This is a genomic window from Kineococcus anabasis, from assembly GCF_054590795.1.
In genome coordinates this window covers 151,230-168,296 of record NZ_BAAIHU010000014.1, presented here as the reverse complement: position 1 = coordinate 168,296, position 17,067 = coordinate 151,230, and the positions used below count along the sequence as shown (strand labels likewise).

16 protein-coding genes are annotated in these 17,067 nt (G+C 75.8%); 8 read left to right on the top strand and 8 right to left on the bottom strand.

Annotated elements, in window-relative coordinates; translation table 11 throughout:
• Positions 1-5 precede the first annotated feature (5 nt).
• Complete coding sequence (locus ACYQBY_RS20940; RefSeq protein ID WP_459645832.1) at positions 6-1,883, top strand: alpha-amylase family glycosyl hydrolase; 1,878 nt, start codon at positions 6-8, stop codon at positions 1,881-1,883.
• A 25-nt stretch (positions 1,884-1,908) separates the two neighbouring features.
• Here ACYQBY_RS20940 and ACYQBY_RS20935 read toward each other — a convergent pair whose 3' ends face one another.
• The 4 genes from ACYQBY_RS20935 to ACYQBY_RS20920 all read right to left on the bottom strand — a co-directional run bounded on the left by ACYQBY_RS20935 (position 1,909) and on the right by ACYQBY_RS20920 (position 6,768).
• The gene (locus ACYQBY_RS20935; protein ID WP_459645831.1) at positions 1,909-3,390 is read right to left on the bottom strand and encodes an ABC transporter ATP-binding protein; all 1,482 of its coding nucleotides are present in this window, start codon (positions 3,388-3,390) and stop codon (positions 1,909-1,911) included.
• Complete coding sequence (locus tag ACYQBY_RS20930) at positions 3,387-4,133, bottom strand: ABC transporter permease (protein WP_459645900.1); 747 nt, start codon at positions 4,131-4,133, stop codon at positions 3,387-3,389. The genes ACYQBY_RS20935 and ACYQBY_RS20930 overlap by 4 nt, the downstream gene beginning before the upstream one ends.
• A gap of 101 nt (positions 4,134-4,234) precedes the next feature.
• A complete protein-coding gene (locus ACYQBY_RS20925; RefSeq protein WP_459645830.1) occupies positions 4,235-5,200 on the bottom strand; it encodes an ABC transporter permease in 966 nt (321 codons plus the stop codon).
• Entirely contained in the window at positions 5,197-6,768 is a 1,572-nt protein-coding gene (locus ACYQBY_RS20920) for an ABC transporter substrate-binding protein (protein ID WP_459645829.1), read from the bottom strand. Before ACYQBY_RS20920 ends, ACYQBY_RS20925 begins: the two co-directional genes overlap by 4 nt.
• A gap of 176 nt (positions 6,769-6,944) precedes the next feature.
• On the opposite strand from ACYQBY_RS20920, the gene ACYQBY_RS20915 reads away from it, so the two are divergent.
• Positions 6,945-7,256 (top strand): putative quinol monooxygenase, encoded by a 312-nt coding sequence (locus ACYQBY_RS20915; RefSeq protein WP_459645828.1) that lies wholly within the window; start codon positions 6,945-6,947, stop codon positions 7,254-7,256.
• 90 nt (positions 7,257-7,346) lie between these two features.
• On the top strand, positions 7,347-7,592 hold the full coding sequence (locus ACYQBY_RS20910) for a DUF2630 family protein (RefSeq protein WP_459645827.1): 246 nt from the start codon (positions 7,347-7,349) through the stop codon (positions 7,590-7,592).
• Between the two features lie 9 nt (positions 7,593-7,601).
• Here the strand turns inward: ACYQBY_RS20910 and ACYQBY_RS20905 are convergent, their stop codons facing one another.
• Positions 7,602-8,366 carry an endonuclease/exonuclease/phosphatase family protein gene (locus tag ACYQBY_RS20905; protein WP_459645826.1) on the bottom strand — a complete coding sequence of 255 codons (765 nt, stop codon included), beginning with the start codon at positions 8,364-8,366 and terminating at the stop codon, positions 7,602-7,604.
• A gap of 106 nt (positions 8,367-8,472) precedes the next feature.
• Between ACYQBY_RS20905 and ACYQBY_RS20900 the strand changes: the two genes are divergently transcribed.
• On the top strand, positions 8,473-9,066 hold the full coding sequence (locus tag ACYQBY_RS20900) for a nucleotidyltransferase family protein (RefSeq protein ID WP_459645825.1): 594 nt from the start codon (positions 8,473-8,475) through the stop codon (positions 9,064-9,066).
• Between the two features lie 31 nt (positions 9,067-9,097).
• Here ACYQBY_RS20900 and ACYQBY_RS20895 read toward each other — a convergent pair whose 3' ends face one another.
• A complete protein-coding gene (locus ACYQBY_RS20895) occupies positions 9,098-9,307 on the bottom strand; it encodes a hypothetical protein (RefSeq protein WP_459645824.1) in 210 nt (69 codons plus the stop codon).
• Positions 9,308-9,533: 226 nt separating this feature from the next.
• Here ACYQBY_RS20895 and ACYQBY_RS20890 point away from each other — a divergent pair, with 226 nt between their 5' ends.
• A complete protein-coding gene (locus tag ACYQBY_RS20890; protein WP_459645823.1) occupies positions 9,534-10,178 on the top strand; it encodes a hypothetical protein in 645 nt (214 codons plus the stop codon).
• Positions 10,179-10,199: 21 nt separating this feature from the next.
• Here ACYQBY_RS20890 and ACYQBY_RS20885 read toward each other — a convergent pair whose 3' ends face one another.
• A complete protein-coding gene (locus ACYQBY_RS20885; protein WP_459645822.1) occupies positions 10,200-12,731 on the bottom strand; it encodes a putative bifunctional diguanylate cyclase/phosphodiesterase in 2,532 nt (843 codons plus the stop codon).
• Between the two features lie 131 nt (positions 12,732-12,862).
• Positions 12,863-14,398, bottom strand: a complete 1,536-nt coding sequence (locus ACYQBY_RS20880) for a S8 family serine peptidase (protein ID WP_459645821.1) — start codon at positions 14,396-14,398, stop codon at positions 12,863-12,865.
• Positions 14,399-14,629: 231 nt separating this feature from the next.
• Here ACYQBY_RS20880 and ACYQBY_RS20875 point away from each other — a divergent pair, with 231 nt between their 5' ends.
• The 3 genes from ACYQBY_RS20875 to ACYQBY_RS20865 all read left to right on the top strand — a co-directional run bounded on the left by ACYQBY_RS20875 (position 14,630) and on the right by ACYQBY_RS20865 (position 17,026).
• A complete protein-coding gene (locus tag ACYQBY_RS20875) occupies positions 14,630-15,517 on the top strand; it encodes a signal peptidase I (RefSeq protein WP_459645820.1) in 888 nt (295 codons plus the stop codon).
• Positions 15,514-16,137 carry a hypothetical protein gene (locus tag ACYQBY_RS20870; protein WP_459645819.1) on the top strand — a complete coding sequence of 208 codons (624 nt, stop codon included), beginning with the start codon at positions 15,514-15,516 and terminating at the stop codon, positions 16,135-16,137. Before ACYQBY_RS20875 ends, ACYQBY_RS20870 begins: the two co-directional genes overlap by 4 nt.
• Positions 16,138-16,270: 133 nt before the next feature.
• Complete coding sequence (locus ACYQBY_RS20865; RefSeq protein WP_459645818.1) at positions 16,271-17,026, top strand: hypothetical protein; 756 nt, start codon at positions 16,271-16,273, stop codon at positions 17,024-17,026.
• The last annotated feature ends 41 nt before the right edge of the window (positions 17,027-17,067 follow it).

Below are 17,067 nucleotides of genomic sequence, written 5' to 3'. Positions count from 1 at the left end.
CACCGGTGGACCTGCTGCTGGCGGAGCCGCACCACGACGGCTCCGCGCTCTACGTCTCCGACCCCGCGCCCACCCCGGGCGCCACCGTCGTCCTGCACGTCGTGGTGCCGCACGCCGCGCGGGTCCGGCAGGTGGTGCTGCGCAGCGTGCGCGACGGGGAGCCGGCGTACACCGCCGCCGAGGTCGAGCACGCCGGGGACGCCGCCTCCCGGTGGCGGGTGCCGCTGGTGGCGCACAACCCGGTCACGCGCTACCGGTTCCTGCTGCACTGCGACGGGCCGCGGCCGTACGCCTGGCTCACCGCCCGCGGCGTCACCGCCCACGACGTGCCCGACGACGGCGACTTCCGGCTCGTCGCGCACGACGCCGCCCCGGACTGGGTCGCCGACGCCGTGGTGTACCAGGTCTTCCCCGACCGCTTCGCCCGCTCCGGCGCCGGGCGCGCCGCCCCGGGGTGGGCGCTGCCGCGGAACTGGGACGACCCCGTCACCGCGCACGGGCCGGACGCGGCGCGCGAGTGGTACGGCGGCGACCTCGACGGGCTGCGCGAGCGCCTCGACCACGTCGCGGGGCTCGGCGCGACCTGCGTGTACCTGACGCCGGTGTTCGAGGGCCGCTCGGTGCACCGCTACGACGCCGTGAGCTTCGAGCAGGTCGACCCGGTGCTCGGCGGGACGGAGGCGCTGCGGCGGCTGGCGGACGACGCGCACGCCCGCGGCCTGCGCCTGGTGTGCGACCTGACGACGAACCACACCGGGGACGGGCACGACTGGTTCGTCGCCGCGCGGGAGGACTCCCGCGCGCCCACCGCCTCGTACTACCGCTTCACGGACCACCCGGACGGGTACGAGAGCTGGCTCGGCGTGCGGTCCCTGCCGAAGCTGTCCCACGACTCCCCCGCGCTGCGCCTGGCGCTGTACTCCGGCGCGGCCTCGGTGGTGGGCCGCCTCACCCGCGGGTGCGCCCTGGACGGCTGGCGCATCGACGTGGCGAACATGACCGGCCGGAACGGCGCGCAGGACCTCACCCACGACGTGGCCCGCGAGCTGCGCCGCACCCTCGCGGCGGCGGCCGCCGAGACGGGGCGGGACGGCTGGCTGCTCGCCGAGCACGGCCACGACGCCTCCGCCGACCTCGCCGGCGACGGCTGGCACGGCACCATGAACTACGCCGGGTTCACCCGCCCGGTCTGGTCCTGGCTCGTGCGGGACAGCCCGCTGGAGGACTTCCTCGGCGTGCCGGTGCCCGTGCCGTCCCTGCCGGGGCAGGACGCCGTCGCGGCCGTGCGCGCGGTGGCGTCCTCGATGTCGTGGCGCGCCTGGTGCGCCTCCTCGAACCAGCTCTCCTCCCACGACACGGCCCGCATCCGCACGGTCGTGGGCGGGGGCGCCTCCGGCGACCTGCCGGCCGGCGGCGCGGGGCGCGCCCGGCACGTCGCCGCCCTCGCCCTGCTGGCCACCCTGCCCGGCGTGCCCCTGGTCTTCGCCGGCGACGAGATCGGCCTGACCGGCGTCAACGGCGAGCACTCCCGCACGCCGTTCCCGTGGGAGCGCAGCGGGGAGTGGGACGCGGAGCTGCTGGAGCGGTACCGCTCCTGGCTGGGCCTGCGCCACCGGTACACCGCGCTGCGTCGCGGTGGGCTGCGCTGGGCGCACGTGCAGGCGGACTCGTGGACGTTCCTGCGCGAGCACCCGGAGGGTTCGGTGCTGGTGCACGTCGCGCGCGCCCCGCACCCGCCGGTGCGGCTGCCGCGGGCGCTGCTCGGCGGCGACGGGGACGTGCGGGTGCTGACCGGCGCGGCCGCGGGCGAGGACGGCACCGACGTGGTGCTGCCCGCCGACGGCCCCGCCGCGCACGCCTGGCTGCTGCCCGCGCCCGCCTGAGCGGACCCCGCGGCGGCGCTCCGCGTCAGGCGGGCACCGCCACCCGCTCCCCCAGCGCCAGGTGCCGGTCGGCGACGGCCTCCGCGAGGGAGGCGTCGTGGGTGACGAGGACGAGCGCGCAGTGCTGCCGCTCCACCTGCTCCAGCAGGCAGGCCACCGTCTCCTCCTGGGTCAGCAGGTCCAGGCGGGACGTCGGCTCGTCCGCGAAGACCAGCGCCGGCTCCAGCAGCACCGCCCGGATGATGGCGAGGCGCTGCAGCTCCCCGCCGGAGACCTGCCCCGGCCGGCGGGCCAGCAGCCCCGCGTCCAGGCGCAGCGCCGCCAGCAGCTCCTCCAGGCGGGCCCGGGGCACCCGGTGGCGGCGCAGCACGTCGCGGAAGGCGTCCGCGAGCGCCACCCGCGCGGGGAAGGCGAGCGCCGGGTCCTGGTAGAGCTTCTGCACCTTCCCGGCGCCCAGGGCGGCGGCGTGCCGGACGGTGCCGGCGTCGGGCGGCAGCAGGCGCAGCAGGACGTTGCCCAGGGTGGTCTTGCCGGACCCGCTGGGCCCGCTGAGCGCGAGGCGCTCCCCCGCCCGCACGCCCAGGGACAGGCCGGAGAACAGCTCCCGCCCGCCGTAGGACTTCGCGAGGCCCTCGGCGACGACCAGCTCCTCCCCCGCTGCCTGCCCCGCTGCCTGCCCGGGGGCCTGCCCGGGGGCCTGCCCGGGGGCCTGCCCGGGGGCGCCGGCCCGCGAGCCGCGGCGCACCCACGGGTGCCTCCAGTGCACGGGCTCCGCGGCGACGAGGCGGCGGGTGTACGGGTGCTGCGGGGCGTCGAGGACCTCGTGGGCCGGGCCGCGCTCCAGCACGGTGGCCTCGCGCATGACGAGCACCTCCCCGCCGAGCTCGCGGGCGAGCTGGAGGTCGTGGGTGATGGTGAGCAGTGCCCCACCGCCCTCGGCGTGCCGCAGCAGCAGCGCCGCGAGCTCCGCGCGGGCTCCGGGGTCCAGGCCCTTGGAGGGCTCGTCGGCCAGCAGCACCGGGGCGCCGCCGACGGTGGCCGCGGCGAAGGCCACCCGCTGCGCCATGCCGCCCGACAGCGTGTGCGGGAACGCCCGCGCCACGTGCGGCAGGCCCAGGGAGGCCAGCAGGTCCTGCGCGGTGCGGCGGGCACCGGGGCGGTCGGCGCGGTAGCCGCGCACCCCCTCCGCGACCTGCTCGCCCACCCGCATCGTCGGGTCCAGGGCGAGCGCCGGCTCCTGCGGGAGCATCGCCACGACCCGCCCCCACAGGGCCCGGCGGCGGGTCGTGTCGGCGGCGTCGTGGCGCGCGCCGTCCACCGTGAGGCGGCCGGTGGCGGTCAGCCCCTGGCCGAGGGTCCCCATCACGGCGGCGGCGAGCAGGGACTTGCCCGAGCCGCTCTCCCCCACGATCGTCAGCGGCCGGCCGCGCTCCAGGCGGACGTCCGCGACGTCGACCAGCACCCTCCCGCCGGCCCGGACCTGCAGCTCGTGCACGTGGACGCTCACGGGCGCTCCTCCTCCCCGCGCAGACCGAGCAGCCCGAGGACGAGCGCGGCGAGCACGAGCACCGGCGCCAGGGACATCCACGGCGCCTCCGACCAGTACGGGAAGCCCTCGGTGATCATGAGACCGAGCTCGGGGGTGGGCGGGCGCAGCCCCACCCCGACGAAGCCGAGGGTGGACAGCGCGAGGACCGAGGTGCCGATCCCGAACGTCGCCATCGTGGCCAGCACCCCCCGCACCTCCGGCAGCAGGTGCCGGCGCAGCACGTGCACCGGGCCCAGGCGCAGCAGCCCGGCGGCCTCCACGGCCGGCCCGGCGAGCACGACACCGCTGCGGGCGCGCACGACGCGGAAGTACTCCACCCACTGCGCCAGCGCCAGGCCCAGGTAGAGGGTCCACAGCCCGCCCTCGGCCATCGCGGAGAAGATCAGCACGACGAGGAGCGCGGGCAGGGCGACGAGGACCTCCGAGAGCCCGCGCAGGGCGGCGTCGACCGCGCCCCCGCGCCACGCCGCGAGGACGCCGAGCAGGGTCCCGGCGACCAGGGCGGTCGCCACGCACAGCAGGGCCAGCAGCAGCGAGAGCCGGGTGGCCGCGGCGAGGCGCGCGGTGACGCTGCGGCCCAGGTGGTCGCGGCCCAGGGGCTCGGCGGCGCTCGGCGGCTCCAGGAAGCGCGACAGCTCCTGCCCGGCCACGTCGCGCCAGAGCAGCGGCCCGGCGAGGGCGAAGAGCACGAGCGCGCCCAGGACGGCGGCCGAGACCCACCAGCGCGCCCCGCGGCGCGCGCGCGTCCCGGCCCGGCCCGGGGTGGACCCGCCCGGGGTGGCGGGCGTCGTGACGAGGGTGCTCACGCGGCCACCGCCCTGGTCTGCGGGCGGGGGTCGAGGGCGCGGGTGGCCAGGTCGACGGCGGTGTTGAGGGCCACGACGAGCAGCGCGAGGGCGAGCGCCGTGGCCTGCAGCACCGGCACGTCCCGCCAGAAGATCGCGTGCACGAGGGCGTGCCCCAGTCCCGGCCAGGCGAACAGGCTCTCCACGACGACGACGCCCTCCACGAGGACGAGCGCCTGCACGCCGAGGTAGGCCACGAGCGTGACGCCGGAGTTGCGCAGGACGTGCCGCAGGAACAGCGCCCGCTCCCCGAGGCCCTTGGTCGCGGCGAAGCGCACGTGCTGGGAGGCCCGCACCTGGGTGACGGCGTCGCGGGCGACGCGGGCGAACAGGCCCGACAGGCCCACCGCGAGGGTCAGCGCCGGCAGCACGATGCTCGTGCTGCCCCCGTGCCCGGCGGCGGGCAGCACCCCGAGGTGCACGGAGAACACCAGGACGAGCACGAGGCCGAGGAGGAACGGCGGCAGGGCACGGGCGCCCGTGACCCACAGGGTGGTGGCGCGGTCCAGCACGCCCCCGGGCCGCCGGGCCGCCAGGGCACCGAGGGCGCTGCCGGTGACGAAGGAGACCACCAGGGCCGCGGCGGCGAGGGTCAGGGTGCTGGACAGGGTCAGCCACAGCTCGTGCGCGACGCTCGCACCGGTGACGAGGGAGGTGCCGAGGTCGAGGCGCACGAGGTCGCCCAGCCAGGACAGCAGCTGCTGCCACGCCGGGCGGTCCAGCCCCAGCTCGGCGCGCACCGCCTCGGCGGCGGCGGCGTCGACCTGGTCGTAGCCGTAGCGGCCGGCCGCGATGCGGTAGGCGATGTCCCCGGGCAGGCTCTGCACGACGGCGAAGCAGGCGGTGGAGACGAGCACCGCCACCCCCGCGCCCTGCGCGGCCCGCCGCGCGAGCAGGCGGGGCACCGTCCCCGGACCGCTCACGACCACCGCATCTCGGTGAGGCGCCAGGAGCGCTCCAGCGGGTCGAGCTCCACGCCCTCGACGCGCCCGCCCACGACGGCGCTCTGCCGGTACCACGCCACGGGCACGACGGGCAGCTCCTCGTGCAGGATGCCGACCACGCGCTCGCGGGCGGCCCGCGCCCCGGCCTCGTCGATGCCGTCGGCCACGTCCCGCAGGGACGCGGTGAGCTCCGGGCTGGACCAGCGCATCGCGCCCCAGTCGGAGCCCTCGGGCCCGAAGTCGCCCAGCAGGCTCACCAGCGGCTCGGGGGTCAGGCCGTAGTTGCGGGCGAACAGGCCCATCTGCAGGGTGCCGTCCTGGTGCCCGGCGGGGATCTCGCTTGAGTTGCCGACCTGCACGTCGAGGGCGACGCCGACCTGCCGGAACGCGTCCTGGATGGCGGTGGCCAGCGGCGGCAGCTCGGGGCGGTCCGGGAAGGTGCGCAGGGCGACCTCGAAGCGCCTGCCGTCGCGGGTCAGGACGCCGTCGGGGCCGGGGGTCCAGCCGGCCTCGGCGAGCAGGGCCTTCGCGGCGGCGGGGTCGTGCTCCAGCGGCTCCAGGGAGTCGGAGTGCCACGCCTGCACCGTGGGCGGCAGGAGCTGGGTGGCGGCCATCTCGGGGTCGCGCAGCAGGGCGGTGGCCATCCCCTCGCGGTCGAGGGCGAGGCTGAGGGCGCGGCGCACCCGGACGTCGCCGAGGAACTCGTGGCCGGCGTCGACCTTGAACTGGATGGTGCGCGGCAGGGTGACGGACACGACCTCCAGGCCGGGCTTGCCGCGCAGCCGCTGGAGGCTGACGGGGTCCATGCCGAGGGTGACGTCGGCCTGGCCGCTCTCGGCCATGAGGGCGCGGCTCTCGGCGCGGCCCGCGGTCTGGTAGGCGACCCGCTCGATCGCCGGGCGCTCGCCCTTCCAGTCGTCGGAGGCGACGACGTCGATGGCGGAGGGCGGGGTGACCTCCTCGACCTCGTACGGGCCGGTGCCGACGACCTCCGTGACCGAGCCGTCGGGGGCGTAGGAGGCGGGCGCGAGGATCTGCGTGCCGGTGTGGGTGAGCACCGCGGGCAGCGGCGAGAACGGCTCGGTGAGGGTGATGCGCACCGCGCCGCCGTCGGCGGCGACCGACGCCACGGGGGCGTCGTCCAGGGGGGTGCCGGTCTTGCGGCGGGCGGTCTCCAGCGCCGCGACCACGTCCTCGGCACGCACGGGCGTGCCGTCGTGGAAGGTGGCGCCCTCGCGCAGCGGGAAGGTCCAGGTGAGCTGGTCCCCGCTCACCTCCCACGCGGTGGCCAGGCCGGGCACGAGCTGCCCGGTGGTGTCGGCGTCGACGAGGGTCTCGGCGACCTGCAGGCGGGTGAAGAAGCCGCCGGCCGTGGCGGGGTCGATGCTGTGGACCTCGAACTGCCCGACGACCCTCAGCGGGCCCGCCGGTGCGGAGGACCCCCCGGCGGCCGGCCCCTCACCGGCGGGGCCGCTGCAGGCCGTCACCGCCGCCAGTGCCAGTACGACGGAGGGGGCCAGTGCCCCCGGAGTCCTGCGCCATGCCATGAACCGCTCCATCCAGAGGTACCGCCGTGTCGGCGCACATCTAAATGGAAACCGTTGGCGTTATCAAATGACGGAGGCGCGCGCCTCCCCCGACGGGCGGTCTCGCGGCCGGCGACCGCGTGCGGCACGATCACCGCAGGTCCCCCGTCCCCCGCCGTCCACCCCCGGAGGTCGCCGTGTTCGCGCTCGTGGTGAGGTTCGACCTGCCCGACCCGGAGGCCGCCGGGGACTTCGACGCCCTCGTCGCGGACGTCCTACCCGGCATCTCCGCCGAGGAACCCGGAACCCTCGTGTACGCCACCCACCGCGTCGCCGACGAGCCCCTGGCCCGGGTGTTCTACGAGGTGTACCGGGACCGCGCGGCCCACGCCGCGCACGAGGCCCGCCCCGCCACCGCCGCGTTCCTGGAGCGGGTCGGCGCCCTGGTGAGCGCCGTGCGGGTGGAGTTCCTCGACCCCGGCCCGCAGCTGCCGCCCACCGGCCGCTGAACCCGCCCGCCGACCTGCCCGCCGGGGCCCGAGGCCCTAGCGTGCTGTGCGGACCGGCCGCTGGACGGCGAACCTCCGGGAGGGGACGACATGGACGAGCGACAGCTGATGGGGCGCATCCAGGAACTCGTCGACGAGGAGCACCGCCTGCGGCAGCAGCTGCAGGAGGGCCGGATCGACGAGTCCGAGGAGCACGACCGGCTGCGGCGGGCCGAGGAGCAGCTGGACCGGATGTGGGACCTGCTGCGGCAGCGCCGGGCCCGCAAGGAGGCCGGGCTCAACCCGGACGACGCCGCGCCGCGGCCCGTGCCCGAGGTGGAGGGCTACGACCAGTAGCCCCCGCCCTCAGCGCAGGTCCACCACCAGGGGCCGGTGGTCGGACAGCGGCACGTCCGGTGCGCTGACCGAGACGACCTCCCCCACGTCGCCGCGCGCGAGGACGTGGTCGAGCTGCTTGTGCGGCCCGGTCCCGGGGTACGTGGGGAGGGCCGCCAGGGAACGCAGGCCGGTCACGCGCTCCGGGACGTCCCCCTCCATGTTGAGGTCACCGGTCAGCAGCAGCGGTTCCGGGCAGCACCCGGCGAGCGCGCCCATGAGCCGCCGAAGCTGCCACGTGTTCCACCGCGGCACGAACGACAGGTGCGTGTTCACCACGGTGAGCAGGCCGCGGGGGGTCTCCACGACGGCGGCCACGGCGACGCGCGGCTCGTCGGAGGCCAGGACCGGCCAGCGGCGGTCGGAGAAGCGCACCGGGAGGCGCACCGGCGGGGCGGGCAGGCGGATCGTCTCCCACGAGTGCACGGGGAACCGCGACAGCAGCGCGATCCCGTAGCTGGCCGAACCCGGCTGCTCGTCGCCGGTCGCGGCCATCCACGTCGCCCCGGGGGTTCCCGACAGCGCCGCCACGAACCGGTGCTCCGGGGCGCCCATCGCCTCCGCCGCCACCGCCGTCAGGTCCGCGCCGAGGGACCGGGGCTGGTCGCGGTCCACCTCCTGCATCCCCAGGACGTCGGCGTCGAGCCCCTTGACCGTCGCCGCGAACCGGTCCAGGTCCACCCGGTCGTCGACGAGGGACCGCCCGTGCAGGATGTTGAACGTCGCCACGCGCACCGGCCCAGTCTGCCGCGACGCCACCCGCCGCGCCTCGCCGGACGTGCCGGCACCGGCCCGGACGCCTTGCCGCGCACGGGAGCGCGCCGTCGGGGAGGATGACCGGGTGACGCAGCTGGAACAGGTCGTTCAGGAGCGCAAGGCCCTGCGCGAGGCGCTGAAGCGGACGGCCGTCGCGCTCAAGCGCAGCGAGGTCGACTTCTGCCTCTGCGGCGGGTACGCGGCGTGGGCGCGCGGCGGGCCGGAGTCCGAGCACGACGTCGACTTCCTCATCGCCGAGCAGGACCTGGACCGCGCGGTCGAGGTCCTCGACGAGGCGGGCCTGGAGGTGGAGCGCCCACCGGAGGACTGGCTGTTCAAGGTGTGGACGGACGGGGTGTTCGTCGACGTCCTGTTCCGCCTGGCCGGCAACCCCGTGGACCGGCGGATGGTGCGGCAGGCCGACGAGCTGGAGGTGCTGTCGGTGCGCATGCCGGTGCTGCGCGCCACGGAGCTGTTCACCTCGAAACTGCTGGCCCTCTCGGAGCACTTCTGCAACTACTCGCGCATGCTCCCGGTGGCGCGGGCGCTGCGGGAGCAGGTCGACTGGGAGCGGGTGCACGCCGACGTCGACCACCACCCGTACGCGGCGGCGTTCCTGTTCCTGCTGCGCCGCCTGGAGGTGCTGCCCGCCGCGCCGGGCGCCGCGGGCAGCACCTGAGCCGGCACCGGTCCCCGCCGCCGGTCCCCGCCTACGGGACCTCGTGGGCGTAGTCGTCCTCGTCGAGGGGGTCGGGCGCGGGGCGCTCGGGGTCCTCCAGGGGGAGGTCCGGCGCTTCCGCCGCGACCGGCTCCGCAGGCAGGTCCTCGGCCGGGTCCTCGGCGAGGACGCGCGCCCGGGGCGTGTACTCCTCGGCGTCCCAGGGGGTGTCCCCGGCATCCGTCAGCGTGCTCTCCGACACAGCGCCTCCTCCGCGGGTTCCTCGGCGGGGCGGCCTGCGGACCGCGCGCCCCGGCCGGGCGGGCGGTGCCCGCCCCGTCGATGGTGCTCCGGGCGGGCGCCCCGGGCAAGGCGACCGGGCGCTGGGTCGGGCGGGTGACACGCGGTGCAGCGCCGCGCGGAACTCCCTCCCGCCGCCTACTGTGCTGGTCCCGGCACGAGGGAGTCCGGGACCAGGGAGGCCTGTGATGCTCATGACCCGCACGTCGATGCCCGACTACCTGCAGGGCTGCCACGCGGCCCTGACCACGCTGCTGCACCTCCTCGGGCAGGAGCGGCGGGAGCTCGACATCGCGCAGGAGCGCCTGGCGCGGCTGACGGCCGAGGTGCTCGGCGAGTACGACACGGGCCAGGACCTGGACCTCGCCGCGGAGGACCCGGACGAGGTGATGCGGGCGGCGACCCGGCACACGGAGGGGTACTGGCCGGCGGGTGCGCACACCGACGAGGTGCGCCGGCACATGGCGCGCGCCCGGGTGGACGTCGCCGCGCACCGGGAGGCCGCGGCCGCGGCGGCCGGCGCGGTCCTGCAGATCGCCGAGCAGGGCCTGCTGCTCGTCCACGGCAGCAAGGAGCACGCCACGGGCCTGGGGCGCCAGGTCTGCCGGGGCCTGCCCCTGACGACGGTGGTGCTCGCCGCCCGGGACCAGGCGGTGCAGCGGGCCGGGGACGACGAGCGCCGCGACGTCTCCGCGTGCTTCGCGACCCTGGCGGACGCGGTGGACCCCTCCTTCGCGGAGCACCGGCACCAGCGGATGAGCACGGCCGTGCTGCGGTTGCTGGGCTGGGAGAGCACCGGCGACGTCGAGGAGGACCTGCGCAGCGTCGGCTGAGCGCAGGCCGCGGGGGCGCCGTCAGCGGGCGTGCAGCGGCTGGCCGGCGGCCACGCGGCGCGCCTGCAGCCAGGGCAGGAACTCCGCGACGGGCACGGGCCGGCCGAGGTGCCAGCCCTGCACGAGGTCGCAGCCCATGGACGCCAGCAGGTCCCAGGTCGCCTGGTCCTCCACGCCCTCGGCGACGACGTCGAGGCCCAGGTGGCGGCCGAGGTCGACGATCGAGCGCACGATCGGGACGTCGTCGCTGCCCTCGTGCAGGCCGCCGACGAAGCTGCGGTCGATCTTGACCTCCTGCACCGGGAGCCGCTTGAGGTAGGACAGCGAGGAGTACCCGGTGCCGAAGTCGTCGACGGACAGCCGCACGCCCAGGGCCCGCAGCTCGTGCAGGATCGCCACCGAGCGCGCCGGGTCCGACATCACCGAGCCCTCGGTGATCTCCAGGGTGAGCCGGTCGCCGGGGACGCGGTGCCTGCGCAGGAGCCGGGAGACGTCCTCGACGACGTCGGTGCCGCGCAGGCTGCGCGGCGAGAGGTTCACGGCGACGCTGATGTCGGCGCCGTGCGCCCGCCACAGCGCGCACGCGGCGAGGGCGTCGTCCAGGACGCGGGAGGTGAGCGCGGAGATGAGGCCGCTGCGCTCGGCGACGGGCACGAACTCCTCCGGGGAGATCCGCCCGAGCTCGGGGTGGTCCCAGCGCACCAGCGCCTCCACGGCGACGACCTCGCCGGTGGCGAGCAGCGCCTTGGGCTGCACGTGGACGTGGACGTCACCGGAGGCCAGCGCGGCCCGCAGCTCCGGGACCATGGCCAGGCGCCGCGGGTTGCCGGCGTCGAGCTCGGGTTCGTAGAGGCGCAGCCCGCTGCCGGAGGACTTGGCCGCGTACATGGCCACGTCGGCGCGCTTGAGCAGGACGGCGGGGTCGTCGGCGTGCTCGGGCGCCAGCGCCAGGCCGACGGAGCCGCCGACCTCGACGTCCATGCCCGCGAGCGGCACGGGGTTCTCCAGCGCGGCCAGCAGGCGGCGCCCGATGCGGTGGGCGCGCTCGGTGCCGGCCTCACCGGTGAGGAGGACGGCGAACTCGTCGCCGCCGAGGCGGGCGACGGTGCCGCTGTCGCCGACGGCCGAGACGAGGCGGGTGGCGACCTCCACGAGGAGCAGGTCACCGTGCTGGTGGCCGAGGGTGTCGTTGACGTCCTTGAAGCCGTCGAGGTCGAGGACCAGGACGGCAGCACCGTCGCTGCGCCCGTCGCGCACGTCGTCGAGGGCGGTGGCGGTGAGCCGGTGCAGCTCGGCGCGGTTGGCCAGGCCGGTGAGGGTGTCGTGGAAGGCGTCGTGGCGCAGCCGGTCGATGAGCTCGCCGTTCTGCAGCGCGGTGCCGGCGTGCTTGGCGACGGTCTCCAGCAGCGACACGTCGTCGTTGCCGAAGGTCCGCACGTCGCCGAGGCGGTCGGCGACGACGAGGGCGCCGATGATGCCGGCGCCGCCGCGCAGGGGGACGACGACGGCCTCGCGCAGGCCCTGGGCGTCCAGCCAGCGGCGCTGGGCCGCGTCCTTGGTGCCGCGGGGCAGGAGCAGCGGGAACCCGCCGTCCACGACACCGGCGAGGAGCCAGCGGTCGCCGGCCTCCTCCGGGTCCTGCGAGCGCCGCAACCTGCCGGAGCTGCCGAGGCGGACGCGGGCGACGGTGCCGCCGGAGGAGACGAAGAGGACCTCGGCGTGCTCGGCGTGCAGCAGGTCGCGGGCCTCCTGCAGCACGTTGTGCAGGACCTCCTCGACACCGGGTGAGTTGGTGACGGCCTGGCTGAAGCGGAACAGCCGCTCGAGGCTGAGGTGGCGGTCGAAGAGGGCGGAGTAGATGCGGTACGCCAGGACCAGGACGACGGCGCAGGCGCTGAGGAGCACCGCGCTGCGCGTGTCGGCGGAGAGGCTGGTGACCGCGACGAGCGCGAGGGTGATGAGCATCGGGGCGGCCTGCTGGCCGACGACCGCCCCCCGGGCGAGCACCGTGACGCGGAGGTCCCCCTCGTAGACGGCGATCACCAGGCCGATGCCGACGGCCGTGACCGCCTGCGCGAGGAGCACCGCCGCGAAGGCCGCCGCCCAGCTCACGGGGTCCAGGCCGTCCGCCCAGCGGGTGACCGCCCCGAAGACGGCCAGGGCCACGCAGGTCTCCACCCCCATGAGGGCGACGTTGAACGCGGTCTTCAGCGGTGGGGAGCGCCGCACGACGACCATCGCCAGGAGCGCGCCGACGACGCGGCCCACGAGGAGCTCGGCCGGCGTGGCGAGGAACAGGCCCAGGACCAGGGGGAGCTCGCTGATGGAGACCGCCGTGGCCTCGCGGCGGACCTGGACGTTGATGACGATCGACTCGACGGCGAGGAACGCCACGGCCAGCAGCCACCAGGGGAGCTCCAGGACCGGGAGGTACGTGCGGTGGTCCAGGTGCTGGAGACCGAAGGCGGCCACCGCCAGCGCCAGGGCGCAGGTGAGCGCGACGACGAGCCGGGTCTCGCGCGGGATGCGCGCGGCGTGCTCGTTCACCGGCATGTGGAACCTCCTCCCCGATCCGTCGTCGACTCTTGTCATCGGCACGAGCGGGGACGACTGAAGGCCCGCCCGGCCCCGGAGGGGTCGGACGGGCCTCCTGTGCCGGGTCCTGTGCGGTCCCGGGCGCCGGGTCAGACCCAGCCGTTGCTGGCCAGGTCGGCGCTGCGCCAGGACAGCCCCGACCAGGTGCCCTCGCGCCACGACAGCCCCGTCCAGGTGCCCTCGCGCCACGACAGCCCCGTCCAGGCGGCGCTGCGCCAGGACAGCCCCGTCCAGGTGGTGCCCGCCCAAGCGGTCGTGCCCCACGTGCCGCCGCTCCACGAGGACGCGGTCAGCGGGGTGCCCATCCAGGAGCCGCCGTTCCAGGCGGTGAGGCCGCTGGTCGCAGCGGCCCACGTGGCGGGCTGCCACGCCTTGCCCCAGACGTCCTTCTCCCCCGTGAGGGCGACGCCGCCGAAGCTGACGTGGGAGGTCCCGCGGGCCTTCTCGACCGAGCCGGCGCCGCTGCTCCACAGCAACGAGGAGGGCCCGACGTAGCCGGTGTACTCGAGCTGCGCCCGGCGCACGTTGGTCAGGCCCTCACCGCGGAAGAGCGAGGCGGTGTAGAAGGCACCCGCCGTGTCCATGAGCGCGTCCTTGACCTGGTCCGGGGTCAGGGAGGGGTTCTCCTGGAGGAGGAGGGCCACCTCGCCGGAGACGACGGCGGCGGCCTGGGAGGTGCCCGACGCCTTCGCGAAGCGGCTGCCCACGCGGGCCGCGGGGTTGCGCGTGTCGGCGTAGCCGCCGGGGACGCGCAGGCCGTGGACGGAGACGCCGGGGGCGACGACGTCGACGTGGCGCTTGTAGTCGCCGCGGGTGGCCCAGTCGGGCACGGAGTCGTCGAGGACGCCGAGGGTGCCCTTGGTGTCGGAGGCGCCGACGGCCAGGACGTGCTGGCTCTGGGCCGGGTTGGCCAGGACCTTCTCCGTGCGGCCGTCGTTGCCGCCGGCGACGACGACGACGATGCCCTTCTTCCAGGCGTTCTCCACGGCGTAGGTCAGCGGGTCGACCAGGGGGTCCTGGACCGAGTTGGTGCCGTAGGAGAGGTTGATCACGCGGATGTTGTGGGTGGCGCGGTGCTCGACGACCCAGTCGATCGCGGCGATGACCTGGGTGACGTCGACGGCGCCGTCGTGGGCGCCGACCTTGACGTTGACGAGGGTCGCGTCGGGCGCGATGCCGTTGAAGTTGGCGGGGGTGAGGTAGGAGCTCGGGGTCCCGGGGGTGTGGCGCCCGGCGATGATGGAGGCCAGGTGGGTGCCGTGGCCGTACCCGTCGACGTGGGCCACGGCGGGGTCCTGGCTGTCGAAGGACAGGTCGGGGCCGTTGACGACGTTCCCGGTGTTGAGGCCGCTGACGGGGGTGACGCCGGTGTCGATGAGGGCGACGCCGATGCCCTTGCCGGTGAAGCCGGCCTTGTAGGACTCGTGCGCGCCCACGGCGGCGGCGATGTGGTACAGCCCGCCCTTGGTGGCCAGCGGGTCGTAGCCGAGGTCGATCGCAGCGGCCGCGGGTGAGGCGGCCAGGGTCAGCCCGACGAAGGCGCTGGCGAGGGCGGCGACGGCCCGCGGCGCCGTGCCGCGCTTGCGGACGGCGCTCGCGCGGCTCTCGCGCGGTCGTGGCGACATGGGTGCTCCTGGGGTGTGCCCGGGGGGTCGTGCGCTGGTCGCAGCGACCCACGGACCCGGGGTGGATACAGCAGGTCATCGAACGCACCCGGAGCGCATCGGAGCCTGGAGAGCGCCGATCACCCCCCTGCCGCAGCACGTTCCCCCGAACGGCCCGCAGCGGCGCCGTCGCCGCCGACGAGGTGGCCGGCAGCGCTCAGGGAACGGGCCCGGCCTGCCGATGTCCTCCGCGTGACCCTCACGACCCTCCACGAGCCGCCCGCGCCGAGCGCCGCGGCACCGGAGGGTGCCCGCTCCCGGGACGGGGCGGGGTGGGCGCTGCCCGCCGCCGCCCGGCGCCTGCTCGCGGACGAGGACCTCGTGCACAACGTCCGCGTCCTGCTGCGCGGCGCGGCGGCCGCCGCCCTCACCGCCGTCGCCGGCCTCTTCCTGTGGTCCGTGGCGACCCTGCCGCTGGGCTGGACCTCCAACGTGGTCATGACCGGCTCGATGATGCCCCGCATCCACCCCGGCGACGTCGTACTCGTGCAGCCCTGGGAGGCGAGCGACTTCCTCCTCGGCCGGGTCACGGTCTTCCGCGACCCCTCCGAGCCCGACCGCATCCTGGTCCACCGCTTCGTCGAGAAGGCACCCGGCGGCGGCTGGATCTCCCGCGGCGACGCCAACCAGAGCGCCGACACCGCGCCGGTGCAGGCCTCCGACGTGATCGGGCTCGCCCGGCTCCGGGTGCCGTACGTGGGCATCCTCGTCGTCTGGCTGCACCAGGGCCGCTACCTGGAGCTCGGCGCGGCCACGGCCGCCCTCGCCGCGGCCTGCGCGCTCGTGATGACCCGCCCCGAGGAGGACGAGCCCGACGCGGTGCACGACGGGGCGGACGAGGCGGCCGGCGGAGACGGCGACGAGGGCTCCACCGGCGACGGGGCGCGCCGGCCGGACACCGCACACGCGGCGGCCCCGGCGGCCAACCGCGCCGCCCGCCGGCCGGTCAAGAAGCCCGGCCGCAGCCGCACGACGAGGAAGCGGGCCCCCAGGACGGGCCAGTCCGCGCCGGCCGCGCGCCGGCCCAAACGCCGCCGCCGCGCACGCGTCGGCCGGACCACCGCCGGGAGCGAGCTGTGAGCGCCCACCTGCCCCGCGGGCGCCGCCCGCGGCACCACTGGACCGTCCTCGCCGCGCCGACCGCGCTGCTGCTCGCCGGCGGGCTCGTCTGGAACGGCGCCTCCGCCGCGTTCAAGTCCGGCTCGTCCAGCCCGTCGGCGACCTGGGGCACCGGCACCGTCCTCCTGACCGGCTCCCCGAGCACGACGCTGTTCACCAACGTGCCGAACCTGCAGCCCGGCAGCTTCGACGAGAAGTGCATCCGCATCACCTACGGCGGCAACGTCCCCGGCAGGGTGATCCTGTACGCCCCTCAGAACGCCGTCGCCAAGGCCGACGGCTACCTGCGCCTGAGTATCGACGAGGGCACCGGCAGCTCCACCAACTGCAGCGATTTCGGGTTCGGGCGCAACATCTACAACGCCAACGAGGCGTCCAACGCACTCACCTGGTCGACGTTCCGCGCCAGCCACCAGCGCACGTCCGGGGCGATCCCGCTGTGGAACCCCCCGGCCAACTCGGGTGAGGCCCGCACCTACCGCGTCCGCTGGTTCCTGCTGCCCGACGACGAAGCCGCCAACACCACGGCCAGCCCGCACACCGTGAACCTCGCCCTGACCTGGGAAGCGCAGAACACGTGACGCGGCACACACCGGTGGTCGCACCCTCAAGGGTGGACCGGCCGGGCCGATAACCCGAAGACCGGCCTCCACCGCCGGCGCCAGACCAGCGGTCCACGGACGGGCCGCTCCACACTCCAGGAGAGGACGAGCTATGAGGGACGACAACAGCACGGCGGACGGCCCTCAGGCGCCGTCCGCTCCCCGCCCGAAGCGCCGCCGGCGCCTGTCCGCGGGACGCACCGTCGCGGCGGCCCTGCCGATCGGCATGGTCCTCAGCGGTGCGATGGTCTGGCAGGCCAGCTCGGCCGCCTTCACGGCGACGACGGCGGCCCCGAACTCCACCTGGGCCACCGGCTCCGTGGCACTGACGAACTCGCAGTCGACCGCCAACGTCGCGATGAACCTCAGCGACATGGTGCCCGGCAAGATCTACAGCCGCTGCGTGCGCGTCAACTACGGCGGCTCGGTCGTCGGCACCACCAACCTCCACCCGATCAAGTTCCACACGACGTGGACGAGCGCCGGTGCGAGCGACGTGGCGCCGTGGCTCTTCGTGAGGGTGGAGCGCCTCGCGCCCACCGCGGGGAGCGGCGCCGGCTCGGGTGACGCGGCGGACTGCAGCACGTTCCCCGCCGGCACGGCGACCATGGTGTACCCGACGACCCAGAGCACCCCCACCAACAACTGGAACCCCACCGACGCCACGTGGGCCAGCAACAACTCCGCCCTCACGCTCGACGCCTTCAAGAGCACATTCACCGCGGCAAGCCCGCTCGACACGACGTGGACGCCCGCCGCGAACCCGGAGAGCATGGCCTACCGGATCTCCGTCTCCGTCAAGGACACCGACTCGGCACAGAGCAAGTCCAACATCATCACGCTGCACTGGAGCGCGGCATCCAAGTGATGACGCCTGGCGGCTGAGCCAGCGAGCGGGGGGGGCCCGCG

Coding starts and splice junctions, on each gene's coding strand:
- ACYQBY_RS20890 (WP_459645823.1), top strand. CDS start 9,534: ATGCTCATGACCCGCACGTCGATGCCCGACTACCTGCAGGGCTGCCAC.
- ACYQBY_RS20880 (WP_459645821.1), bottom strand. CDS start 14,398: ATGTCGCCACGACCGCGCGAGAGCCGCGCGAGCGCCGTCCGCAAGCGC.
- ACYQBY_RS20885 (WP_459645822.1), bottom strand. CDS start 12,731: ATGCCGGTGAACGAGCACGCCGCGCGCATCCCGCGCGAGACCCGGCTC.
- ACYQBY_RS20920 (WP_459645829.1), bottom strand. CDS start 6,768: ATGGCATGGCGCAGGACTCCGGGGGCACTGGCCCCCTCCGTCGTACTG.
- ACYQBY_RS20910 (WP_459645827.1), top strand. CDS start 7,347: ATGGACGAGCGACAGCTGATGGGGCGCATCCAGGAACTCGTCGACGAG.
- ACYQBY_RS20865 (WP_459645818.1), top strand. CDS start 16,271: ATGAGGGACGACAACAGCACGGCGGACGGCCCTCAGGCGCCGTCCGCT.